The 24,339-nt window shown below is 59.3% G+C and carries 21 protein-coding genes; 9 read left to right on the plus strand and 12 right to left on the minus strand.

Features of this window, described 5'->3' with window-relative positions:
- Positions 1-87: 87 nt before the first annotated feature.
- Positions 88-519 (plus strand): universal stress protein, encoded by a 432-nt coding sequence (locus ACK3SC_RS14555; protein ID WP_416840911.1) that lies wholly within the window; start codon positions 88-90, stop codon positions 517-519.
- Here ACK3SC_RS14555 and ACK3SC_RS14560 read toward each other — a convergent pair whose 3' ends face one another.
- Both ACK3SC_RS14560 and ACK3SC_RS14565 read right to left on the minus strand, forming a co-directional pair.
- Complete coding sequence (locus ACK3SC_RS14560; protein ID WP_416840912.1) at positions 520-1,725, minus strand: anion permease; 1,206 nt, start codon at positions 1,723-1,725, stop codon at positions 520-522.
- Positions 1,722-2,594 (minus strand): universal stress protein, encoded by an 873-nt coding sequence (locus tag ACK3SC_RS14565; RefSeq protein WP_416840913.1) that lies wholly within the window; start codon positions 2,592-2,594, stop codon positions 1,722-1,724. The genes ACK3SC_RS14560 and ACK3SC_RS14565 overlap by 4 nt, the downstream gene beginning before the upstream one ends.
- 377 nt (positions 2,595-2,971) lie before the next feature.
- Here ACK3SC_RS14565 and ACK3SC_RS14570 point away from each other — a divergent pair, with 377 nt between their 5' ends.
- The 6 genes from ACK3SC_RS14570 to pdhA all read left to right on the plus strand — a co-directional run bounded on the left by ACK3SC_RS14570 (position 2,972) and on the right by pdhA (position 9,566).
- Entirely contained in the window at positions 2,972-3,766 is a 795-nt protein-coding gene (locus ACK3SC_RS14570; protein ID WP_416840915.1) for a helix-turn-helix transcriptional regulator, read from the plus strand.
- A 71-nt stretch (positions 3,767-3,837) separates the two neighbouring features.
- Positions 3,838-5,523 carry a potassium channel family protein gene (locus tag ACK3SC_RS14575; RefSeq protein WP_416840916.1) on the plus strand — a complete coding sequence of 562 codons (1,686 nt, stop codon included), beginning with the start codon at positions 3,838-3,840 and terminating at the stop codon, positions 5,521-5,523.
- 85 nt (positions 5,524-5,608) lie between these two features.
- Positions 5,609-6,364 carry a ferredoxin--NADP reductase gene (locus ACK3SC_RS14580; protein WP_416840917.1) on the plus strand — a complete coding sequence of 252 codons (756 nt, stop codon included), beginning with the start codon at positions 5,609-5,611 and terminating at the stop codon, positions 6,362-6,364.
- 315 nt (positions 6,365-6,679) lie between these two features.
- Entirely contained in the window at positions 6,680-7,120 is a 441-nt protein-coding gene (locus tag ACK3SC_RS14585; protein ID WP_416840919.1) for a YybH family protein, read from the plus strand.
- Positions 7,121-7,256: 136 nt separating this feature from the next.
- Positions 7,257-8,369 (plus strand): NAD(P)/FAD-dependent oxidoreductase, encoded by a 1,113-nt coding sequence (locus tag ACK3SC_RS14590; protein ID WP_416840921.1) that lies wholly within the window; start codon positions 7,257-7,259, stop codon positions 8,367-8,369.
- Between the two features lie 81 nt (positions 8,370-8,450).
- Entirely contained in the window at positions 8,451-9,566 is a 1,116-nt protein-coding gene (gene pdhA / locus ACK3SC_RS14595; protein ID WP_416840922.1) for a pyruvate dehydrogenase (acetyl-transferring) E1 component subunit alpha, read from the plus strand.
- A gap of 117 nt (positions 9,567-9,683) precedes the next feature.
- Here the strand turns inward: pdhA and nirK are convergent, their stop codons facing one another.
- A complete protein-coding gene (nirK, locus tag ACK3SC_RS14600; protein WP_416840924.1) occupies positions 9,684-10,733 on the minus strand; it encodes a copper-containing nitrite reductase in 1,050 nt (349 codons plus the stop codon).
- A 146-nt stretch (positions 10,734-10,879) separates the two neighbouring features.
- Between nirK and ACK3SC_RS14605 the strand changes: the two genes are divergently transcribed.
- Positions 10,880-11,923, plus strand: coding sequence for a halocyanin domain-containing protein (locus ACK3SC_RS14605; RefSeq protein WP_416840925.1), 1,044 nt, complete (start codon positions 10,880-10,882; stop codon positions 11,921-11,923).
- A gap of 48 nt (positions 11,924-11,971) precedes the next feature.
- Here the strand turns inward: ACK3SC_RS14605 and ACK3SC_RS14610 are convergent, their stop codons facing one another.
- The 7 genes from ACK3SC_RS14610 to ACK3SC_RS14640 form a co-directional block, all read right to left on the minus strand.
- Positions 11,972-13,084, minus strand: coding sequence for a pyridoxal-phosphate-dependent aminotransferase family protein (locus ACK3SC_RS14610; RefSeq protein WP_416840926.1), 1,113 nt, complete (start codon positions 13,082-13,084; stop codon positions 11,972-11,974).
- 146 nt (positions 13,085-13,230) lie between these two features.
- A complete protein-coding gene (locus ACK3SC_RS14615) occupies positions 13,231-14,388 on the minus strand; it encodes an ABC transporter ATP-binding protein (RefSeq protein ID WP_416840928.1) in 1,158 nt (385 codons plus the stop codon).
- Between the two features lie 3 nt (positions 14,389-14,391).
- On the minus strand, positions 14,392-15,603 hold the full coding sequence (locus ACK3SC_RS14620) for a polyamine ABC transporter substrate-binding protein (protein WP_416840929.1): 1,212 nt from the start codon (positions 15,601-15,603) through the stop codon (positions 14,392-14,394).
- 108 nt (positions 15,604-15,711) lie between these two features.
- Positions 15,712-16,560 carry an ABC transporter permease gene (locus ACK3SC_RS14625; RefSeq protein WP_416840930.1) on the minus strand — a complete coding sequence of 283 codons (849 nt, stop codon included), beginning with the start codon at positions 16,558-16,560 and terminating at the stop codon, positions 15,712-15,714.
- Positions 16,557-17,576 carry an ABC transporter permease gene (locus ACK3SC_RS14630; RefSeq protein ID WP_416840931.1) on the minus strand — a complete coding sequence of 340 codons (1,020 nt, stop codon included), beginning with the start codon at positions 17,574-17,576 and terminating at the stop codon, positions 16,557-16,559. The genes ACK3SC_RS14625 and ACK3SC_RS14630 overlap by 4 nt, the downstream gene beginning before the upstream one ends.
- 183 nt (positions 17,577-17,759) lie before the next feature.
- On the minus strand, positions 17,760-18,554 hold the full coding sequence (locus ACK3SC_RS14635) for a nitrilase-related carbon-nitrogen hydrolase (protein WP_416840933.1): 795 nt from the start codon (positions 18,552-18,554) through the stop codon (positions 17,760-17,762).
- A 264-nt stretch (positions 18,555-18,818) separates the two neighbouring features.
- Positions 18,819-20,609 (minus strand): S8 family serine peptidase, encoded by a 1,791-nt coding sequence (locus tag ACK3SC_RS14640; RefSeq protein ID WP_416840934.1) that lies wholly within the window; start codon positions 20,607-20,609, stop codon positions 18,819-18,821.
- A 214-nt stretch (positions 20,610-20,823) separates the two neighbouring features.
- On the opposite strand from ACK3SC_RS14640, the gene ACK3SC_RS14645 reads away from it, so the two are divergent.
- Positions 20,824-22,515: a histidine kinase N-terminal 7TM domain-containing protein gene (locus tag ACK3SC_RS14645; RefSeq protein WP_416840935.1), complete on the plus strand. Its 1,692-nt coding sequence runs from the start codon at positions 20,824-20,826 to the stop codon at positions 22,513-22,515.
- Between the two features lie 46 nt (positions 22,516-22,561).
- Here the strand turns inward: ACK3SC_RS14645 and ACK3SC_RS14650 are convergent, their stop codons facing one another.
- Positions 22,562-23,551, minus strand: coding sequence for a VOC family protein (locus ACK3SC_RS14650; RefSeq protein WP_416840937.1), 990 nt, complete (start codon positions 23,549-23,551; stop codon positions 22,562-22,564).
- Positions 23,552-23,989: 438 nt separating this feature from the next.
- Entirely contained in the window at positions 23,990-24,313 is a 324-nt protein-coding gene (locus ACK3SC_RS14655; protein WP_416840938.1) for a HalOD1 output domain-containing protein, read from the minus strand.
- Positions 24,314-24,339 lie beyond the last annotated feature (26 nt).

Below are 24,339 nucleotides of genomic sequence, written 5' to 3' on the forward strand. Positions count from 1 at the left end.
TCTGTGAGTTCGCAGGTTCGGACACAGTACCGTCGCGCACCGTGAGTCACCGTCGACATACTTGTGTCTCGCCCCCGGACTGTGCGTATGGAACCATCTCACGTCCTCGTCCCACTGGACGGGTCGCCGCTCGCAGACGACGCGCTGGCACACGCGCTCGACACATTCGACTGTCCGGTAACGGTGTTGAACGTAGTGACGCCACTCGATAGCGGGATGAGCGAAGGAGGTGTAATCGGGGTCGACGATACACGAGAAGCGGCCGCTCACGAACGGGCCGAAAATCTCGTCGCAGACGCGAAACGACGGGTAGAGGAGGCGGGCCAGAGCGTCGACACCGCAGTCGAGGCCGGCGACCCAGCGGAGGCTATCCTCTCGTACGTCGATACACACGAGGTCGACCACATCGTCATGGGCGGACACGGAGGAGACCGGAACGCACTCAGTCGCCGTCTCCTCGGGACTGTCGCTTCGACCGTCGTTGGGAAGGCCTCCGTGCCGGTGACGGTCATCAAGTGATTACGTCCCGAGCAACGTGGCGAAGAGTCGGTAGAGCCCGAAGCCAATCACAATCGACATCCCGAGCGTGAGGATCCAAAACCCCAGCGTGAAGCCGATTTTCCGACGCGAGATGCCCGCGGAGCCACCGGCAAGCCCGCCACCGATGACGCCTGAGATGATGATGTTGTTGAACGATATCGGGATGCCGAGCGTGATAGCGAGTTGTGCGATGATGAATCCGGGGACGAGCGCGGCGATGGAGCGTCGGATACCGAGCTGTGCGTACTCGCGGGACGTCGCTTGGAGCAGACGCGGTGCGCCCATCCACGCTCCACTGAGAATACCGGTCGCACCGAGTGCCAGTAACCCAATCGCCGGCAGTCCCAATTCGGCCCGGTAGAGGTTCTCCAGCGGGCCAGTGGCCAGCCCCACCTGACTTCCACCACTGGAGAACGCGACCACGCTTCCGAGCACGATGAGGAACGTCTTGACCCCCTTGTCGACGGATGCCTGAGTTCGTCGGCGGATGAGCTGGAAGCTCACGACGGCGAAGAGCAGCGTCACGACGCCGGTGGCGACGTCGACGCCTGCGACGGTCAGGGCCGGGAGGGAACTCGAGACGAACCCGGCGACCGACTCCTGTGCCGCACCGGTCGGCGAGGGGATGATACTCAACTGGACGTTCGCGACGATGCCACCGACGACGCTCGCCAGCAGGGGAATCGCCACCGTCTCTGGGATATCGTCGCGCCGCAACAACTTGGCCGTGAGATACGCGAGCCCACCGGAAACAGGCGGGACGAGTACCCAAAACGTCGCAATGCGCCGGTACGTTTCGAACGCCGGGTCGCCACCGAGCGACAGTCCGACGCCGACCATCGCCCCCGTGGTCGCGAATGCGGCCGGAACCGGGTAGCCGGTGTAGACACCGAACGCCATGAAGGCGGTGGCGGTCAGGAGTCCGGTGGTCGCCGCCAACGACGTGAACGCGACACCGTCTATGAGCCCCGACCCGACGGTCTCGGAGATACTCCCTCCCTGCGTGAGCGCGCCCAGTGCAGCGAGGATACCGATGAGGAAGGCGGCGCGCATCGTCGAGACGGCGTTCGCACCGATTGCAGGGGCGAACGGCGGCGAGTTACTGTTCGCACCGAGCGCCCACGCGGTGGCGAAGCTGGTGACGGTTGCGAGCGCGACGAGGACCCAGAACACGATAGCCGTCATCGGCGGAATAATCGACCGAGGCTGTGTAGCGGGCCACCGACCACGTCGCCGTTCCGGGCGAGGATTACCGTCCGGTCGGTTCGATTGACCACCCGTCGGGGGACCGACCCGACCAGTTTACGCCGGAGAGAGCGCTGCCGGGTTGCTCCCATCACGACCACGTCGTGGGCGGCCGCCTCGTCGACGACGGCCTCGGTCACGTCGTCGCTCTCCCGAACCGTCGTCTCGACCGGTACTTCGGGGCCGTCTACGTCGGCCAGCGCCTCGCGTCCCTCGGCGACAAATGCGGCGGCGTCGTCGGATGTCTCGACCGAAAACACGACCACGCGGGCGTCGTTCCGGGCAGCGATAGCTATCGCGGCCCGAGCAGCGGTCTCGACGTGTGGGCCACCCGCGACTGGGAGGAGGACGGAGTCGACGCCGTTCGCTTCGTGGCCGACCCGCTCGACGTACAAGTCGCAGGGTGCGTGCTTGACGAGCGCGTCGACGGTCGTCCCGAAGACAGCGTCGGTTCGTCGTTCCTGCGCTCGCCATCCGACGACGAGCGCGGCAGGGTCTGTCTCTTCGACCGCCGCGAGCAGCCCTCTCGTGGCTGACCGCGCGACGAGTACGTCGCGTTCGATGGCGACACCCGCTGGTGTGGTCACCTGGTCGAGCAGTTCGTGGCTACTGTCGGCGAACTCGCGGACGATGGTCTCGTCGCTGAACACACTGAACGGGGAGTCTGACCGCTTTACTGCGACGGTCACGAGTCGAACCTCGCCCGTCCCGAGGTCGGCGAGGTCGCTGGCGGTACGTACCAACTGCTGGACGTTGTCCAAGCTCTCGATTCCGACAAGTACGGGCCTGTCCGACCTCGGGTGATCCATCAAGCGGGATTCTCTCCGTCGAGGCAAAAGCGTTCGCGCTGGGACGGTGCGAATCAAACCGACGAGAGAGCTGCAATACCCACGAACAGCGAGAGCATCCCTCTGACCGTCTGCGGAACGGCCGCGTCGTACTCGAATCTGGGGGCTGCCATCGTGACGGCCACTCACTCTCCGCTGTAATTACTTACGACTGTCCAACGTGTTTGCGTCGACGAGGCGCGTATCGATTGGTGAAGTGCTAGGCGACACAGCGCTTCGAGAGGACTGGTGGTTCCGGTGAACGCTAGCCCACACTCCGCTGTTACCACTGGTCTGGTGCGGCAAACGTGATAGTTGGCAATCACCATTATCTACTCTCAGACACCACTAGGCTAGCTATGAACACTCCCTTCGACGACATCGCGTTTCTCGCGAACTCGGAGAACAGGGTGGCGATTTTCGGAGCTCTCGTCGAGAATCCGAAGAGTCGCTCCGAGATACGCGACCAGGTCGATACGTCGGGGGCGACGATTACCCGAGTCCTCAGGGGGCTAGAAGATCGGAACTGGATAACGAGTGTCGGACAGGCGTACGCGGTGACGCCACTGGGTGAATGGGTCTACGACGAGTTCACCCATCTCGTCGCCGAGATGGAAGCCGTACATCGATTGCGTGAACCGATACAGTGGTTACCGGACGACCAACTGACGTTCGACGTCCAACGCCTCCGCGATGCGGAACTCATCCTCGTCGAAGAAAGCGACGTGACCCGTTTTCTCCGCCGTGTCCGTGATTTTCAGGCGTCTGGCGACCAGATTCGTGGGGTCACACGAAGCGTCTCCCCAGATATGGTCGAAAATCAGTGGGAGTTGGCAGTCCACGGTGAGACACACATCGACTTCGTCATCTCACCCGAGGTTCTCGACGTCGTCTTGGGACACCAGACCGCCTGCCAGCAGTTCAACGAGATGCTCGACCAACCGAACGTCCGATTCACCGTCTGCGAGGACATCCCGATGTCGGTGGGAATCGTGGATGGCAAAGTGGGAATCAATCTCACCGACGACCAGGGAGTTCTCAAGGGAGGGCTGATTTCCGAGGACGAAACCGTCCGCGAATGGGCTCTCGCCCTGTTCGAGCATTGCCGCAAAAACGGGAGAGACGTAGAATCGAGGGACATTCGCGGTGAGTAACCCACCCGTCCGCCGAACCGTGGGGACACGTACTGTTTTCACGGCGTCGGTACTATCATAGGTATCCGAACATGTTCTCGCTCCCCGAGTCGATTCGCCGGTTGGAACCAAGCCGTCGAATCCGACACGTCATCTACTACCTCACAGGACTCGTGTTACTCATAATCTTCTACACAGCGGCGTACAACTATGCGCTGTTTCGGCTCGAAGGGGCTAACCAGTCCATTTTCGCCTCGTTCGAGTTCGTCATCCAGACGATGACCACCACGGGCTACGGTCAGGACTCGGATATCTGGAGCCACCCGTTGATGTTTCTCTTCGTCGCTCTGATTCAGATTTCCGGCATCGCAATCGGGTTTTTTACGCTCCGTCTCATCATCATCCCACTCTTCACCGGCGCAGAGGTCAACCTCGACGACCGGCTCAGCCCCAAAACCGACCACGTCATCATCTGTGAGTACCGCCGCGACTCTGCGATTCTCCTTGACGAACTCCGAGAACTCGGCATCGAGTACGTGCTTATCTCTTCTTCACGGGAGGGCGCTGAGTCACTCTCGAATCGCGGCTACGCCGCCATCCACGGCTCTCCGCAATCGACGGAAACCTTCGAGCGGGCCAGCATCGAGACTGCACGGGCGGTCATCACCGACGCCGGCGACGCGAACGTCAACACGATACTCACCGTTCGAGGAATGCGGCCGGATATCGACGTCATCGCACTGACCGACGACAGCGAAATGGAGGAGGTACTGCGCGCCGTCGGCGCAGATACCGTGCTGTCACCGCACGGCGTCTTGGGACACCGTCTCGCAGAGAAAGCCGTCGCGTCGTTCAGTTCCGAACTGCGAGACACCATCGAACTCGGGGGTGACACGAGATTGATGGAACTCCCAGTCTCGGATTCGAGCGAACTCGTCGGGCGCAGCATCCGAGAAACCAAGGTCAGAGAGCGAACTGGAGCCAATATCGTCGGTGCGTGGCTCGATGGCGAGCTTCAGCTCCCACCCAGTCCGAACGCTATCGTCCGTCCGAACACCGTCCTCTTGGTGTCCGGTGAGGAGGCCGCACTCAAGAACTTGAGCGAGTTCACTCGGCCGCCCCGGTCGTTCACCGAACACGAGCGCTTCGTGCTCGTCGGGCTGGGAGAAGTCGGCCACGCCGCCAGGGAGGTCATCGAGGAATCCGGTGGTGAAGTCGTCACGGTCGACGTCGAAGACCGCCCTGGGGTCGATATCGTCGGCGACGGAGGCTCCCGAGACGTGTTGCTCGCCGCAGGTGTCGAGAGCGCCGGGGCCATCATCATCGGCGTCCCAGACGATTCGATTGCGCTCTTGACGACCGTACTAGCACAGTCACTCAACCCGGAGATAGAGGTTCTCGTCCGTGTTGGTGACGCAGATGCCACGCAGAAGGCGTTCAGCGCCGGTGCGGACTACGTTCTGTCGGTCCCGCGGGTGAGCGCGAGGATGGTTGCGAAGGAGCTTCGAGGTGAGGACGTGCTCGCACCGGCGAGTCAGATTCGCCTCGTTCGCGTCCCGGCCACGCCCTTTTCGGGGTCGACACTCGGAAACTCCAACATCTACGAACAAACCGGCTGTCGCGTCATCGCTATCGAGAACGGTGACGGGCAAACAGTGGACATCGACCCACAGCGACGATTCACCGGCGACGAACGAATAACCATTGTCGGGGCTGACGAGGCGGTACAGAAGTTCCTCAAGCGGTTCGACGTCTCCCCAACTGATCTTCCCGGATAGTCCGCCCCGACCCCGGACAGAGACGCCAGAACAGTCCCACGAGCGTGAGATATGCCCATCGTGCTCGGCGACCTATGCTAGCGCGATGGATAACGACACCACGATTCGTGAAACGGAACACGGGTACGCGTTTGTAGCCGAGGTACTCGAATCTCGGCCATTGACGCCAACGAGCCATCACATACGCACCAGCCGACACCCCCGATTCGAGTACAAGCCGGTGCAGTACACCAAACTCTCACTCACAACTTCCGAGGGAAGAGGGCGATTCAACGACTCTCGACCGATGTCGCTGGCCTCGACCCCAACCCGGGATTACCTCGAATACGGCGTCCGTGTCTCGGAGAGTGCGTACAAACAGGCGTTCGTCGACCTCGAGCCTGGAGACACGGTGTTAGTCGAAGGGCCTCGTGGCGATTTCCTCTTGGACCCCAACCACGACACCGTTCTCGTCGCAGGTGGAATCGGTATCACGCCGCTGAAGGGGATGGCCGAGTATGCAACCGATGCACAACTCGACATCGCTGTACGACTCGTCTACAGCAACCGGACTGCAGACGAGATTGCCTACCGAACGGAACTCGAAGCGCTAGCCGAGGCGAATCCGCGGTTCGAACTCGTTCACACACTCACCCGCGAACCCGAAGGAAGCGAGTGGACCGGTCGGCGGGGTCGTATCGACCGACACTTACTCGAAGAGATTGCAGGTGAGTTGCACGAACCCATGTTCTATCTCTGTGGAACGCCGGGCATGGTCCAAGGATTGTGGAACACACTCCAATCGATGGGTGTCCCTCCTGAGCGAATCAAGTACGAGCGATTCTGGGGCTACCACGACTGAAGACGTAGATTGAGGGGTAGGCAGTCGGTTCTTCTCCGACTGTGTTCCGGATTGAGCGGGGTACAGGCGTGCAATCGTCCGCGTCCGCTGCCCGGTCGTCGGGGCGTACGAGGCATGTTGGTGGAGCGGGTGTGAAGGAGAAGAGACAGGGCGTCGGTAAGAACCAAATCAAATCAATTAATTGATATTTTTACAGCCCACAGAAATCTCGATATATTTGTATTTCTGACGCTCTTTTCGTCGTTGACAACTCCTTATGGTAATATGAGTGATACTTTATTGCCGTCGCAAGCGATACTCTACTGAGAGTCTACTATGGCAATCAAACAAACAGACGAAGGCGTGCGGGCGGCGTCGGACAAATTCTACAACGCACTGACACAGATGGCGAGTGGAGACGCCGCACCGATGTTAGAACTCTGGCCACACCGAGACGACGTAACGACGATGCACCCAATCGGTGGGCGCGAAGTTGGATGGGACGAGGTTCAGGGGCCGTGGCAGGGAGTCGCCGACATGGCTGATGGAGGGGAGGTCACACCGACCGACCAGCACTTCCGAGTTTACGGCGACGTCGCAATCGAACTCGTCACCGAAAAAGCGTCGATGTCCCTCGGCGGAGAGACCGTTGATGGTGAGTACCGCGCGACGAACGTGTATCTACGCGAAGACGGTGAGTGGCACATCATCCACCACCACACCGACACCGACTCGGAGTTCATCGACATCGTCCAGCGCCTCGGTGGCGGCGAATAACCGACGGTACGGGGCCGAACCCGAACCGTGTGACTGCAATCTCATCGGTTCGACGACGACCTAACTGTCTCCTCGTTTTGTCGCTTCACGGAGACTGTGGGGAATGATTTTTCGACAGCCCCTGCCATGAGCGACCATGGCAGAGTACGATATCGTCGTCGTCGGGTCGGGAATCGCCGGCCTCTCCAGCGCTCACCAGCTCGCCGACCAGGGTCGCGTGTTGGTGGTCGACCGGGGCGCAGTCGGTCAGGGTACGTCGAGTCGCGCGTCGGGGGTCATCACGACACCGGTCGACTACCCTGACCTCCCGAAGTGGGCCAGTCGCGCCATCGATTCCTTCCGGGAGTTAGACGGCCGTGGAGTCTTCACGTTCGACGAGCAGCCCTTCATTCGCCTGGTTCACAGTCCAGCGTACGCCGCGATGGTCCGCGGACGCGACGATGCAGTGATGCTCGGCCCCGAGGAGTCGATGGCACGATTCGGGGACGTCGTCTCGTCGCCCGGTGCCGAGGGAGTGGCCGTCTACGACAACGTCGGAACGTGTGACGTGAGCGCGTTCCTCGCGACACTCAAATTCGAATGTGAGCGTCGCGGCGTCGACTTCCGCCCCGACACGACGGTGACGGGAGTTCGAGTGGAGGACGGCCGCGTCGTCGGGGTCGACACCGAGTACGGCCCAATCGACGCGGACGATGTCGTCGTTGCTGCCGGCTCAGCCACCCCCGACGTGGTCGCCGAGCACGTCGAGTTGCCGATTCGTCCCTTCACGTGGAACGCAGTGTATCTCGACGTCGACGGAGACGTGACGAACTGGCCGATGGGGGGCGACACGGAACACCAACTCTACTGGCGCACGATGCCCACAGGGGACCTCCTCGTCGGCCGAGAGAACCAGACGTTCGACGCTGACCCGAAAATCGACGCCGACTTCGAACGGCTGGTCGACGAGGACCTCTCTACGTTCTTCGCGTTCGACGACTTCGACGTGGTTCGTTGGGAGACGTGCCCGATTCCCGATGCGACCACGCCTGACGCGAGGGCGATAATCGACGCCCCGGCCGCCGCCCCGGAGGGCCTCGTCGTCGCCGCGGGGTTCCACGGCGCGGGTGTCATGGCAGGGCTGGCGATTGGCGACATCGTGCGGTCATACGTCACCGGCGAGGCGGTCGACCTCGAAGTCGAGGCGTTTGCCCTCGACCGATTCAGCGACCTCGGTCGCGACTTCCCGTTCTGTTCGCTGTGGGATTGACGACGAGGGCGACCCTTGCGGGGCGGGTAGTCGACCGTAGGAGGGGTTTCATATCGTTCGTCTGCGAAGCGAATCTCATCTATGGCTCTGCCAGCCGACGTGTTCTCGCGGGAATCTGACGAGCAACTTCGAGTGCTAGACGCCGACGGAACGGTTGTCGCGCCAGAACTCGTCCCGAATCTGGACGACGAGGCGTTCGTCTCGATGTACCGCGACATGCGCTTTTGCCGGCGATTCGACGAGCGGATGATTAGCCTCCAGCGACAGGGTCGCATCGGAACCTACGCATCGCTCGCGGGGCAGGAAGGCTCCCAGATCGGGTCGATGTACGCACTTTCGGACGAAGACGTCGTCTCGTATCAGTACCGCGAACACGGGGCCGTCGTCGAACGTGGCTTCCCGTGGGAGTATCTCCTCTACTGGGCAGGCCACGAGGACGGCCACAGAGCACTCGCAGACCGGAACATCTTCCCACTCAACATCAGCATCGGAGACCATCTCCCCCACGTCACCGGGGTGGCGATGGCGATGAAGTTCCGCGAAGAATCGCGCGTCGCAGTCGCGCACTTCGGTGACGGCGCGACGAGCGAGGGAGACTTCCACGAGGCGCTGAACTTCGCTGGCGTGTTCGACGTTCCTGCGCTCTTCGTCTGCAACAACAATCAGTGGGCGATATCGACGCCACAGGGCGAACAGACTGCGAGTCGAACGTTCGCACAGAAAGCCGACGCGTACGGATTCGAAGGCGTGCAGGTCGATGGGATGGACCCGCTCGCGATGTACGTGGTGACACAGGCGGCCCGGGAAAAGGCACTCGACGCGTCGAACGAGGCTCCTCGTCCAACGTTCATCGAGGCGGTGCAGTACCGGTACGGCGCGCACACCACAGCAGACGACCCATCAGTGTACCGGGACGACGAGGAAGTCGAACAGTGGCGACAGAAAGACCCGCTCGACCGGTTCGAGGCGTTTCTTCGTGAAACCGGGCGACTCGACGACGAGCAAATCGAGGCGATAGACGAGGAGAGTACCGACGTACTCGCGGACGCGGTCGACCGAATGGAGTCGTTCGAGGCGGACCCCAACTCGATGTTCGAGTACACGTATGCTGAGCAGACATCGGAGATTCACGAACAGCACGAACAGTTCCAGCGACACCGTGAGACGTACGGCGACGAGTCGTTCCTCAGAGAGTAGTCGCAGGCGCCCTCGACGCGCCAAGAATTCAGTGCCAGTTCGAGGGGTAGACATACGGTCGATTCAGAAGAAACTGTCGCGACCAGTTGTGCGTCGTCAGTTCAGTTGGTGGATTCCTCACGGAGTTGGGTTGTACACCTCTGGGTCTGGTTCGCCTTGCACGTCGATGACGGCGAGACACCCTTTTCGAGCAACGCGACTGAGCGCGTGGTCAACGAGTTTGATTGGGAGCGGAACCGGTGACGAAAGCGTTGCGATAACCGCGCTCCCGGGGAGGACGGGTGTCGTTTGGACGTACCGATGTGGATCTGAGAGGATGGCACCCTGTGGATAGACTTCGTCCCAAACCGACCCGATTGGGTGGAAGCTACTGAACAGGTTCGGCCCGCCCACGGCGAAATACACGCGTGCAGTCTCACCCGTATTCATCTGCATGTCGTTGTAGCCCTGCGGTCCGATGGCGTACTTTTCGCCGTTGATGAGGACGTACGTGGGGTCTTCGCGTGCCATTGCCTCGAAGTCGAAGTCGTGGTGGCCCTCTTCGCCTGTCTTTCCGTTCGTGTACAGTTCGTGCTGACCGAGGTAGAACTCGTGGTCGACTGCCGGAAGGCCTTCTTCTGGTTCGACGAGGATTGCACCGAACATCCCTGCCGAGATGTGGTAATCGAGGTTTGGAACCGCACAGTGGTAGACGAACAAACCGGGGTACGTGACTTTGAACGTGATTCGTTTGGTCTCTCCTGGCATCACTAACGTGTCTTCGGCACCACCACCTGGTCCACGGACGGCGTGGAGGTCGATGTTGTGCGGCATCGTATTCTCGGGGTGGTTCGTGATGGTGAGGTCGACAGTGTCACCAACCCGAGTACGGATGAGCGGCCCGGGGATTTGGCTGTTGAACGTCATGTACGTGAACGTCACGCCGGGTTCGATCTCTGCAACCAACTCGCGAGTCTCGAGTTCGACGACGACTGTGTCGGGAGTCGTCCGTGTAATTGGACCGGGAATGTCTGTGGGGTCTGCCGCAATTCGGTCGATATCGACAGCCAACGCAGGATTGAGCGACCCCGGGGCGGCGACGGACTTCACCGTCACGTTTCCGACGCGCTCGGTTGTGAGACAGCCAGCAACAGCGAGCGTCCCACCGACGCCAACCGTCTGTAACATTTGTCTTCTGGTTATCGATGGATGAGTCATTAGACAGCGGGAAATAGGTGGCGAGATAACATATCCTAAAACGCTTATTCTCCGGGCGTGAGAACTTGAGAAGCAGATTTTCATATACACGTCGTTACTCTTTCATGTATGATTCCATGAGTTCGAATCGCAGTGAGCCGGTGGTCGACCGGCGAACGTTCATGCGAACAACTGCCGCCACGGCCGTCACACTCGGGGCAGTTGGGACACTCCCCACAGCGCGTGCACAAACAGAGATCGACTTCGAGTCGTGGTTCGACGGCGTGGAAAACTATCGTGGTGTCGTAGACATGACGGGCGAATCGACCGTGACTGTCGCCGTCGGCGCAGAGGGAAACGGTGGTGGGTTCGCGTTCGAACCAGCCGCAGTCCGTATCGACCCAGGGACCACAGTCGTCTGGGAGTGGACGGGCGACGGTGGCCTGCACAACGTCGCCGCCAAAGACGGTGCTTACGAAAGTGACCTGCTCAGTGCGGTCGGCGAGACGTTCGACCACACTTTCGATGGAGAGGGAGTGAGCTACTATGCTTGTACTCCACACGAGGCCATCGGAATGCGTGCGGCAATCGTCGTGGGAAACGTCCTCGTTGGGAGTAGCGTCTCATCTTTCCCTGAACCGGACTTCGGAACGTGGTTCGACGATGTAGATAACTACGCTGGGACTGTCGATGCGACCGGACTCACAGAAGTCACAATCAGCGTCGGGTCGGCCGGCAACGGTGGTAACTTCGCCTTCGAACCGGCATCAGTCCGCATCGACCCCGGAACGACAGTCATCTGGGAGTGGACGGGCCAAGGCGGTGCACACAACGTCGCCGCAACAGACGGCTCCTTCGAGAGTGAGCTTCTGACAGAGCAGGGAGAGTCCTTTGCGCTCGAATTTGACGGAGATGGCATCAGTATGTACGTCTGTGAACCACACGCCGGATTGGGGATGAAAGGTGCAGTCGTGGTCGGTGCAGGGGGACACTATGAGACGACACTGACGCCACTCGGAATGGCCGTCGTCGGTGCTGTGGGCCTCATCTTCGGGATTCCATTCGTCTACGCACTCTACAGTCACTTCAAAGAACTCGGCGATCAAGCGACCATCGCGGCAGCCAAACAAGCAGCGAGAGCCCCCGAGAACGTTGTGATAGATACAGAAACGAGTCCGTGAACGGTTCGCCCCTCCCTCGGGAACGTACCGCAGTCGAGTGTCTCTGCGTTACAACCCAGCGACGTCTTCGATGGCGTCGGTCAGCGCCTTGATGGACTCCACGTCGTGTTCGCCCATGTGTCCGATACGGAACGTCTTCTCGCCGAGTGCAGACCCGTACCCGTTCGAGAAGGCCATGTCGTACGCTTCGTTGACCTGTTTGATCGTTCCTGCAACGTCGATGCCCTGCGTGTTCTCGATGCAAGCCACCGTCTGGGATTCGTAGCCCGATTCGGGGAACATCGCGAAGTGCTCACGAGCCCAGTCTCGGGTGTACTCGGCCATCTCGCGGTGTCGCTGGTCACGCGCCTCGTGACCTTCGTCGAGCATGTGCTTCATCTGCTTTCGGTAAGCCAGCATGATAGGAATCGCGGGGGTGGAGTGCGTCTGGCCTTTCCGATTGTAGTAATCGATCGAGCGCTGGAACCCGCCGTACCACGAGGCAGTTCGATTCTCCAGTTCTCGGTCGTACGCGTCCTCGCTGACGACACAGACTGCCACTCCCGGTGGCATCGCGAAAGCCTTCTGCACCGAGGTGAAGATGACGTCGATGTTGTGCTCGTCGATATCGACGTAGTCGCCACCCAGCGCGGAGACAGCGTCGACGACGAAGTACGTGTCTGGGTACTCGGCGACGACGTCACCAATCTCTTCGATTGGGTTGCGAACGCCAGTCGAACTCTCGTTCATCACGCAGGTGACGACGTCGTACTCGGTGTCGCTCTGTTCGAGGTGTTCCCGGACGTCTTCTGGCTTGACCGCCTGTCCCCACTCGTATTCGAGGGTATCGACGTTCTTTCCGAGTCGTTCGGCGATGTTCGCCTGTCGCTCGCTGAAACTCCCGCACGTCGTCACGAGGACGTTCTCGTCGACGAGGTTGAGAATCGAACTCTCCATGAACTCCGTGCCCGACCCGGTGAGGATGATGACGTCGTTGTCGGTGCCGAGGAACGTCTTCGTGTCCTCGACGATGGTCGTATAGAGGTCGGTCATCTGGTCCATCCGGTGGCCAAACATCGGCGCGGACATCGCGTCGATAACGTCGTCACGCACTTCAGTCGGACCGGGGATATACAGCGTCTTCTTCGGGTAGCTGTCTTTGTATTCGCGTTTCTTGGTCACAGGAACCACCTCAGTAAGGTCCACTGTGTAGCGGGGTGGCAAGGTACTTTTGATTCCGTCACTTCACTGGTGCAGTCACGTCAGTTCGCGACAAAAGCACGAACTCTCCTCACCAGAAACGGTTTTGAATCGGTGGGGAACCCCGATTACCGGACGAGTGTGACCGCGTTCGACGCATCCCACCCGACTCGGATGGTGCGGCCGATGGAGAGATACTCCTCCTGGTCGGTCAACTGGAGGTCCACGGTGAGTTCGCGGCCGTTCTCCAGTCGAACGACGAACTTCCCAACGTTTCCTTTGTAAATTTCGTCGGTGACCTCAGCGCTGAACTCGTTGTCCAGTCCACGAGCGTCGTCTCCGAGCCGAATCTTCTCTGGCCGGATGGCGAACGCATCGTCACCGGACGCCTCTTCGTGCGGTTGGACGCGGAACGTGAGGCTGCCGTCGGTGATGGTCGCACCGTCGGCGTCTTCGGCGTACGACCCGTGGACGAGGTTGGTCTCTCCGATGAAGTCGGCGACGAACTCGGACGCGGGTTCTTCGTAGATTTCGGTCGCGGTGCCGAGTTGTTCGAGTTGCCCCTCGTTCATCACCGCGATCTCGTCGCTCATCGTCAACGCCTCTTCCTGGTCGTGTGTGACGTAGACGAACGTGATTCCAAGCTCTTCTTGGAGGTTTTTCAGCTCGACTTGCATGTTCTTTCGAAGCTTCAGGTCGAGCGCACCGAGGGGTTCGTCTAGCAGAAGCACGGTCGGTTCCGTCACGAGTGCACGAGCGAGCGCGATGCGTTGCTGTTGGCCACCAGAGAGTTCTGAGATTTGACGGTCTGCCATCTCTGGCAGTTCCACCAGGTCGAGAACACGCTGGACACGCGATTCGATTTCCTCGCTTCCGTGCCGACTCACGAGGCGCTTGAACGCACCAGCGAGCCCAGATGACTGCGTGGCAGTCGACCCACCGTCTGTGGCAGTCTGGTCACCAGGAATGCCCTGCATCTGTAACCCGAAGGCGATGTTTTCCCCGACAGTCATGTGGGGAAACAACGCGTACGACTGGAACACCATGCTCGTGTCCCGCTCGAACGGTTGCATGTCGTTGATGCGTTCGTCGCGGAGGTAGACGTCGCCCTCGCTGGGTGTCTCGAACCCCGCAATCATCCGGAGTGTCGTCGTCTTTCCACAGCCTGAGGGGCCGAGTAGGGTGAGGAACTTCCCCTGTTCGACCTCGAAACTCACGTCCTCTACGGCGGTCACGTCTCCGAAATCCTTCGAGACGCCGTCTAATCGAACGTCGTACGTACTCATCGGTCAGGCCGTCTTGACTTCAGTCCACGCCTCGCTGTACATCTGGGTCGCTTTACCGAGGGGTTCGAAGTATTCGAGGTTGTCCATCGTCTTCTGGTCCGGGTAGGCGGTCTGAACCAGTGTCTCATCCATGTACTCTTTCGCCGCGTCGTTCGGACTGGCGTATCGGACGAGGTTGCTGATACTTGCACCGACCTTCGCATTCAAGAAGTAGTTGATGAACGCGTGGGCGGCATTGGGATGTTTGGCCTTTGACGTAACGGCGCCGGAGTCGGTCCAAATGGGTGCGCCCTCTTTCGGCACGACGTAGTTGACCGGTGATTCACCGCTCGACATCGTGTTCTCACGGGCACGGAGCACCGCACCAGACCATCCTTGAACCGGGCTGGCGGATGAGTTCTCGAGTTTCTCACGGTACGTCGACGAATCGTACGCCTGAAGCAAGCTCTTCTGTTCGATGAGCGCCTGCTTCGCCTCTTCGACCTTGTCTTCGTCGGTCGTGTTGAGTGAGTATCCGAGGCGCTTGAGTGCTCCCCCAAAGCTGGATCGCATGGAGTCGAGCATGGTGATATTCCCGCTGAACTCGCTGTTCCACATCGCGTTCCACGAGTCGATTTCGACGTCACCGATGACATCGGTGTTCCATCCGATACCGGTGGTCCCCCACTGGTAGGGTGCAGCGTAGGTCTCTGATCCCGGGTCGTAAGACGGATTCTGGAAGTTCGACAGGAGGTTGTCCCAGTTCGGGATTTTCCCCGTATCGATGGGTTTCAGCATGTCCTGGTTCGCCATGATGGTGAGCATGCTGTCGGAGGGGAATATGAGGTCGTACTGGTCGGTCCCACCAGCTTTCAGCTTGTTGTACAGTTCCTCGTTCGAGGCGTAGTTCGAGACGTTCACCGAAACACCGTACGCTTTTTCGAAGTTGGCGACGGTGTCGCTCGGCCAGTACTGGGCCCACTGGAGGATGTTGAGCGAGTCTTCGAGTTCGTAATCTAGCGACTGAAGACCGAGTTCCTCACGAACCTCGTTCGTTGCGGTTGTCTCGGAAGCAGTCGTTTCGCCCGACGTCGTCGTGTTCTCCGACTCGCTCGTATTCTCACCGCTGTTCGAACTATTTCCAGTACACCCTGCGAGGCCAGTCAGACCAGTTGCAGCGAGTGTACCGGTGTATTTCAGTATGCGTCGCCGTCCTACTGCGGATTCTCGGGTCATGATAGTGTGTACACATGACACGGTCCACCTTCCAAATAGTTATCGGTATTTTACAATATTCTCCGAATTAGTTCTGGAAAGCAGCGGATAAAAGCGATAATATCTCTTTCAAGTCACGCGCTGGTACCGATTGGCACCGATGACGAGGGCAACCGTCCCGATGAGTATGAGGGTGGCGATGACGTTCACGCCTGGTGTGACGCCCTGGCGAACCATCGAGAAAAAGAAGATTGGTAGCGTGTTCTGGTTCCCGATGACGAAGAACGTGATAACGAAATCGTCGAAACTCATCGTGAACGCGAGCAGGGCAGCGGCGATGAGACCCGGTTTGATGGCGGGGAGGGTAACATAGCGGAACGTCTCGAGTTCGTTCGCACCGAGGTCCATCGCGGCTTCCTCTATCGACCGGTCGAACTGCTGCAGGCGTGTGAAGACGACGATGGTGACGAAACTAATGTTGAACATTATGTGCGCTGCCGTTGCGGTCCAGATGCTGAGGTCCTGCCCGACGAGTTGATAGAACATCAGGAGCGAAATTCCAGTCACGACGCTCGGGACGATGATAGGGAGATAAACCAACCCGCGAAGTGCTCGTTTGCCAGGGAACTCGTGCCGGTCGAGAGTGATGGCCAGCATCGTCCCGAACACGAGCGCAACCACGACTGAGACGACAGCTATCTGGATGGAGTTCCAGAGGGCAGTGGCTGCGACTGATGGGTCGATTTGTGCAAATATCTCGCCCGAAAAGAGTTGTCGATACCACTTCGTGGTGAATCCTTCCCAGACGAGGACAGACCGTGAGGAGTTGAACGAGAGGGCGACTAGCAGCACGATCGGTCCGTACAGAAAGAGGTACATCAGAATGGCCTCGGTCGTGATTACGGCCGAACTGTACCGCTGCACGAGCGTCTGCCGGACGTTGACGAGCGACTGAATAGCTGAAGCGAGTGCGCTCATGCTTCACCACCCGTGATTGCCCAGTAGTAGCCGAGTGTCAAGAGGAGGATGACGGTCATCATGACGAAGGAAACTGCCGCACCGAACGGCCAGTTGCCTGCGGCACCGAACTCGTGAGCGATGAGATTTCCAATCATCTGGCTGTTCGGTCCACCGAGCAGTTCTGGGATAACATACGAACCGCTTGCGATGATGAAGACGAGGCTCGTCCCGGTGACGATGCCCTGTTTGGAACGTGGTAATGTGACGTACCGGAACGCAGCGATACGGTCTGCGCCGAGGTCCATTGCTGCCTCGTGAAGACGGAAGTCAAACCGTTCGAGGTCAGTGTATATGGGGAGCACCATGAACGGTAACCACATGTAGACGAGTCCGAAGAGAACTGCCTCCTGAGAGTTCATGAGAGAGATAGATTGAGGAACACCGGGAAGACTCCCGAGCACACGCATGAGGATACTGTTCTGAGAGAGGAGTATCTTAATCGCGTAGACCCGTGCGAGGAACGAAGCCCAGAACGGGAGCACAACAGCAACGAGGAGGACGTCTCGGTACTTCTCGGGTGCGATTCGAGCGATAAAGTACGCGAGAGGATACCCAATTGCCAGTGTGACTACCGTCGTCTGAACACCGAACCAGAGACTCTTGAACAGCAGTTTCACGTATGCCGTCGGCTCTCCTGTAACGACATCCACCGGAAAAAGCTGTTCGAGCAGCCAACCGCCAGTCAACAGGATGGACCCGCTTACACCCGTCTCATCAGGGAGGAAAAAGCGAGTGTACTGGTGGATGCCAAGGTCCTCGAGGGCGAGATAGAAGGTTCCGTAGCCACCGACTTGCCCCAAACTGAAGTAGAGCATGACGGTCAATGGAAGGAGGAGGAACACGGTGAGCCATCCAGTTGCCGGAAGCATGGTGACTGCAAGGCGACCAAACCGGTGGTTCCGCACGCGAACAGTGAACTCGCTGACGAGTGACGAGGTATCGGATCCCCCCGCCTGGTCTGAATTCACTCCCATTACGGTACCCCCCACGCAGATCCACCACGCAGATGGGGACTATCTGTCCAGGAAGAAGTAGTGTATTGATTGAATTGCGCTGTCATATGCTAAATCCATTATGGTAACAAAGACATTTTTCCATAAGGTTTTCGGGGAACGCCAATAATTACACAACTATCGTCGGCTCCCCCGACAATCCTGTTACATCCCAGACCGGTAATCCGTGTACGGTCCGACGCTAGCGTGCGTACGCGAGCGACGGAGTTCGTCGACGTCAACTGGGCATGCGGCAGAGACCTGTTGATCGAGTGGAAGAGTCAATCGAGTCCCACCTGAGCCACAGACGTCGTCGCACGGTGCGAAAACAACACTCCGGCCCGTCCCTGAAGGATCGGCACCCTGCTCGGTGACGAGCGGGACTTGCGCGACGTAGCACTGGTTCTCGACCGCACGGGCGGCAGCACAACGTCGAACGCGCTCTGCACCTGCTGTCGACCCGGTCCACGACGGAACTGCGAGAATCTCTGCGCCTCGGTCGACGACTGAGCGTACTAGTTCGGGGAACTCAACGTCGTAGCAGACCAACGGTGCGACTGTCACCCCCTTGTGACGAATCAACGGTGGTTCAGCATCCCCGGACCGAGTTCCGTACTCTCGTTCTTCCGGGATTGGATTCCGTTTGTCGTAGGTCAGTACGTCTTCCGGTGTCGCAATCGGGCACCGATTATAGATCCCGTCTTCTGGCCCAGTTGCAGGATAACTCCCACCAACGACGATTGCGTCTTTCTCTTCTGCGAGTGTCGCGAGATGGCCATGGAGTTGTTGGACACCGTCGTCAGAGAGTGGTCTGTCAGTCGGCGGGACAGCAGGGTCGTACGTCGGCCCTGCACCGAGGAGTTCCGGCATGATATACAGATCGGCAGGGCCTGCCTGGCGGACTGCGTCTGTAATTCGAGCGTTGAGTTCGCTAACGGTCTCCGTAGAATCGAACGTCATCTGACAGAGCCCAATAGTAAAATTCACCTGATAATACCCCCAGCTTGAGAGTTCATGGGAGTAGTCAGTGGAGTCTCTGACATAAGTGTTCACTCCGCACGGCGTTCCGGAGAACTGCCAGTCCGTACTCGACGATCGGTAGTACGCACGGGGTTCAGCAGAATGGTAGCCGAACGCATCGATTTGGACGGCGATATTCGATAGACTGCTAGTATACGACGAGTGACTCGGAGGGCTAAGATAGTTGGTTCACCTACGCTCCAGTCACCTCCTATCTTCGGTAATCGAGACGATTTCACCACCCGTCTTTCCGGTCGTGTCCAACACCGATATCGACACGTCGTAGGTGTGGCCGGTTCCGTCGTCGTGCTTGGCCGCGAGTATCGTCGTCCCGCTCGCACTCCCACCACTCACGTCGATAACCACCGAATCCTCAATGCCACCTGCTGGCGATGTCTGCGTCAACCTCAGTTCGACCGTGTCGAGGTTTCCGTCGGCGTCCGACGCACTCCACGGAACGGAGAACTCAGCGTGAGGATTCCGTGCGTTTGCTTCCGTGATATCCGTCACGTCGATTGCTCCGGTTGGGCCACTGCTCGTGTTGTTCACGTCGACCGAGATCTCGGCGGCTGTCGAGGTGTTGTTACTCCCGTCTGTCGACCGAGCAGCGAGACTGTGCATGCCGTCACTGACCGAGTCAGTGTCCCACGAATCTCGGAACGATCCACTTTCGCTGTCGTAGGTCGCGGTTCGCCACGTTCCACTGCTATCGAGTTCGTATTCGACGAGCAGATTCTCGGGCGCTGTGTTGTCGTCGTTCGCGTCGATTCGAAGCACTGTTGTTCCCGAAACCACCTCGCCGTCTTGAGGTGTGACCCACGAGGCACTGGGCGCGGTATCGGTGGTGTCTGTGGTGCCGGAAACCGCCACTTCAACGTCGAGTAAGCCAGCGCCTTGCTGACTGCTTGACAGACCGATATCTTCGGCGCTCTCTTTCAGGCGTTGCCGTGCTTCGTCACGCGTGTAACCCTGTGCCATCAGTTGGCCGGCGGCACCACTCACGTGTGGGCACGCCATCGACGTTCCCGAAAACGTTCGGTAGCCACCGGGGTACGTCGAGTAGATATTCACACCTGGCGCGGCGAGTTCGATATCGTCGCCGTAGTTGGACCAGCTGGCGAGTCGGTCCTGGTCGTCGGTCGCGCTGATTGCCATAACTGTCGGGTACGTCGCCGGTGCCGCATCAGCGACGTTCTTCCCGTCGTTTCCGGCCGCCGCGACCAGTAACACCTGACGGTCGAAGGCGTACTGACAGGCGTCCTCGATGGTGCTCGACGTTGGCCCACCGAGACTCAGACTCGCAACGTGCCACTGCTGGTCTGCGACGTATTTGATTCCAGCGGCGACATCGGAGTAGCGCCCACTTCCGTTCTTGTCCAGGACTTTCACGGCATGGAGCGTCGCGTGCGTGCTGACGCCGACGACTCCCGAACCGTTATCGACGGCAGCAGCGATACCAGCGCAGTGGGTACCGTGGCCGTTGTCGTCGTCCCACGATTCCGCGTAGGGGCCGCGTGCCGAGACGAATGCCCTCCCAGTTCCGAGGTTGTTCTGGAGGTCAGGGTGGTCAGAATCGATACCCGAGTCGATGATTGCAACGTGAGCCCCGAGACCGGTTGCACCACCAGCGTGGGCTTTCTCTGCGTCGATTCTGTCGACGCCCCAGGGCACTTCTGGGTCGGCCGAGTCGATACTGATCGCGTGCATCGTCCCGTCCGGTTCGACGTAGCGGACGTGCGGGTTCTGGCGAAGTCCTCGAAGCGCTTCCTCGGTGAAGACGCCCGCGACGGCCGTTCCGAGAGTCCCGAAGTCGAGTTCTCGATGGACTGTTCGCGCCGCCTGTTTCGCCGCCCGCGTTGAACTGGGTGAACTCGTTCCGACGATGTATCGTCCGTCGGGTCGCGCGAGTGCAGTTCCTGTCCCACCTGTGAGCGTTCCGAGACCAATCCCACAGCCAAACAGGAACGACCGCCGGGAAAATGTGTAGTCACCCATACCCCTCTAGATAGGGCCACAATATCATAATAGTTCGTGACAATCATAGTGGGTAGTTAGTATTAGTATCTGTCCGAAACCGTCGGAATGAATCTCTCTGAGCTACAGGAAGTACTACTGGTGCGGGTGCTGTTATCCGTCGATTTCCACCCAGACGATGTTTGTGTTCTTGCGCGGAGATAGTGTTAACTTGATGTGTTAAGTGCAACTGATAATGGAGTGGAATCTCACCGCACTCTCACTGTTTTCGTTCCTCGCTGCAGGAGTTCTCGCAGCACTCGTTGGTGTGGTGTGGCGTCGACAGAACGATTCTCGGGCGTTCACAGCGCTCATTGCTGCAGTCTTCTTCTGGTCTGTCGTGTATGGAATCCAACTCGGATTCGAGGGAGAACAGGCACAACTGCTGTGGCAACGCGTAACGCTGGTCACGAGTGGGTTGGTTCCGATGATGTTTCTCTTCTTCGCGTTCGAGTATGCAGGACGTGAAAACCAGTTAACACAGGTCGTGACCGCCGTTCTCACCGCCGAATGGTTTCTGTTTTCGGTTCTCACGGTCTCGAATCCGATTCATCATCTCATCTGGACGCGGGCGACACTCACCACCCAGCTGTTCTCTCCGGTTCTGGACGTCGAGTTCGCGCTCGGCTATCAGATTCACATCCTGTTCGCATATCTCGTCGTTACCGCTGGCTTCTGGGCGGTGTTGTCGGTCTACTTTCGGTCGGCCGGTATCTATCGAAAACAGTCGTCGCTCATCCTCGTGGGTGCAGTGCCGGCGTTCATCTCACACGTACTGTACACAGTGAAAGCAAGCCCGGTACCCGGACTCGATTTGACGCCGTTCGTGTTCTCGTTTACGGGCATCGTCTACGGACTCGCCCTGTTTCACTTCGACCTTCTCGAACGGACACCGGTCGCTCGGCAGCGCGCGATGGAACTGACCGGTGACGGCCTCATCGTCGTCGACGAGAGCGGCCACGTCGTCGATAGCAATCGCATAGCCAGACACCTGTACGATATCGACCACTCCGAAACGAGCCACATCTCGACGGTTCTCGGGGAGATGGACGTTCGACACCTCCACGGAACGACGACGCTCGGAACCATCGACGGCACGCAACGGGTGTACGAACTCTACATCACAGAACTCGCGTCTGAGTCGGGGCCGAACGCAGGGTTCGCAGTCGTTCTGCGTGACGTCACCGACCAGAATGCGTACGAGCAACGACTCGTCGTGACGAATCGGGTCCTCAGACACAACCTCAGAAACGATATGAACGTCATCATGGGCTACGCAGACACCCTGGCGGCGAGTGCATCGTCTCCCGAGGAGCGAAACCGTGCAGACGTAATCAGTGCCACTGCGGAGCGCCTCGTCGAACTCAGCGAAAAAGCTCGCCAGATAGCCGATATCGACAAGAACACTCCCACTGCGGCCGAACCGGTCGATGTCGTCTCAGTGGTCGAGACATTGTTAGACGAGTATCGTGAGCAGAACCCGACAGTGACGGTGACGAGTACGTTTTCTGCCTCTGAAGCACCTGTGTTCGTTTCGAAGCAGGCACTGCGAATCACGCTCCAGAATCTCCTGGAGAACACCGTCGAACACAACGACACAGAGACACTTGCTGTCGATGTCACAGTCACGGTCACCGACACACAGACACTCGTCACAGTGAGCGACAACGGGGTGGGGTTACCCAAGATGGAGCAGGCGGTCCTCGAAAGCGACACCGAGACGCCGTTGCAACACAGCAACGGCCTCGGCCTGTGGCTCACCAGCTGGGTCGTCTCGGCTGTCGGTGGAGAGATTACGGTCGAGGCGTCGGAATCCTCGGGGACGACTGTCTCGCTTCAGTTTCCGAAGCAAGTGCAGGTGCCGAACGCACAGTTGCAGATGAACTAGCCTGTCGAAATTCGAACGGGAAACCGGACACGTGGGTGTGGGCCGGTTAGTCGTCCGCTTCGACGGATTCCGCGCGAGGTATCGTCACGTCCGCCAATCCCGCTTCTATCTCTTCACGGCGAGATTCGAACGGGCCGGGAAGGACGAGGCGGCCGCCGAGGTCATCGAGCGGTTCGTCAGAGGCGTATCCCGGGCCGTTCGTCGCGAGTTCGAACAACACGCCGCCGAACTCACGGAAGTAGACCGAGCGGAACCAGTGACGGTCGATCTGCTGGGTCGGCCGCAGTCCTTTCGACTGGACTGCCTTCCGCATCGCCGCCTGGTCGTCGTCAGTCGGCGTCTGGAACGCCACGTGGTGGACAGTTCCGTGACCCTGTCTACCGCTTTCGATGGTGGGGACGACATCCACGTACTTGCCGACTGGTCCCGCTGCGGCGAATCGTGTTCGCTCGTCACCTGCCATATCTCCCTGCGCCTGTTCTGTTTCCCCTCTCTCGAATCCCATCGTCTGAAGCAGGTCCATCGTGGGGTCGGGGTCCGCAAGCCAGAGTGTCACCGAATGGAAGCCACGGATAGCGGACTCCTCGGGGACGAACTCCGTCCACGGGACGGTCGGGTCGTCGTCGGGGAGTTCGACTTCGACCAACTCGACAGGGAGGCCGTCTGGGTCACGGAACGGAAGGACGGTTTCGCCGAACCGTTCGAGTCGCTCGTCGTACTCGACGTCGTACTGGTCGAATCGGTCTTCCCAGTAGTCGAGACTTCCTTCGGGGACGCGGAACGCAGTCCGAGAGACCTGTCCGGTCCCGACCTTTCCCTGCGAGAGATGCTCCCACGGGAAGAAGGTCATACTCGTTCCGGGCGTGCCCTCAGCATCGGTGAAGAAGAAGTGGTAGGTGCTGGGGTCGTCCTGATTGATGGAGCGTTTGGCGAGTCGGAGGCCGAGTGTCTCGACCCAGAAGTCGAGGTTCTGCTGTGGGTCGCCCGCCATACACGTCACGTGGTGGATTCCCGGTGTTGGTGTTGGGTCTGCCATTGCCCGTGGGTACGGGCTGGAAGGACTTGAGTTTCTGGCGACGTGAGTGTTACCGGGTGCGGTGGGGTCTCCCTCCCGTGGTGGAGATAACTGCCGGTCACCGGTGTGGTTGACGCATGCCTGCCGGTCACTGGTGTGGTCGACGCATGCCTGCCGGTCACCGGTGTTGTCACCCCGTGTAGAAATCCGAGCGTCACGAATCCCAGTTCACCGTCGAAGTCGTCGTCTCCCCGTTCAGTCGCTCATCGATTCGTTGCCTGCCACGCTCGCTTACACGACTCGTCGCAAAACGGGGTGAAGACGACAATCTCGCTTTCGAAAGCTGTCAAGATGGGATACCACTCAGTCGTGTCGATACGCGCGCCACAGTAGGCACAGACCGTCGAGTCAGACTGTCCTGACCCATCGGTTACGTGGGTGGGTGGAGGGTTGTGTTTCCTACCTCGGTTCCTCACAGTTCCTCACCTCTACGGCGACGTCGCCCCGTGTGACGGTGATGCGTACGGTACAGCCTTCGACGGAAAATTCGACGCTCCCACCCGGTCGAATCGTCTGGGGGGACGGAGACGCAAACAACAGTTCGAGCGCATCCGGGTCGATATATTCGTACAGTGGTTTGAGAGAAAGTGGGTCGGTGTCTTTCGCCGCCGCGACGGCGTTGATGACTTCCCGACTGATGGGTGCGATGTGTCCGTCGTTCAACCGTATCTGGTTGTCCCTACGTATCTGGTTGTCCCTACGTATCTGGTTGTCCCTACTCATCTTACGCGGAGAATCGTGTGGTGTTC

This window comes from Haloferax sp. DFSO52 (genome assembly GCF_048158745.1).
Lineage (GTDB): Archaea > Halobacteriota > Halobacteria > Halobacteriales > Haloferacaceae > Haloferax.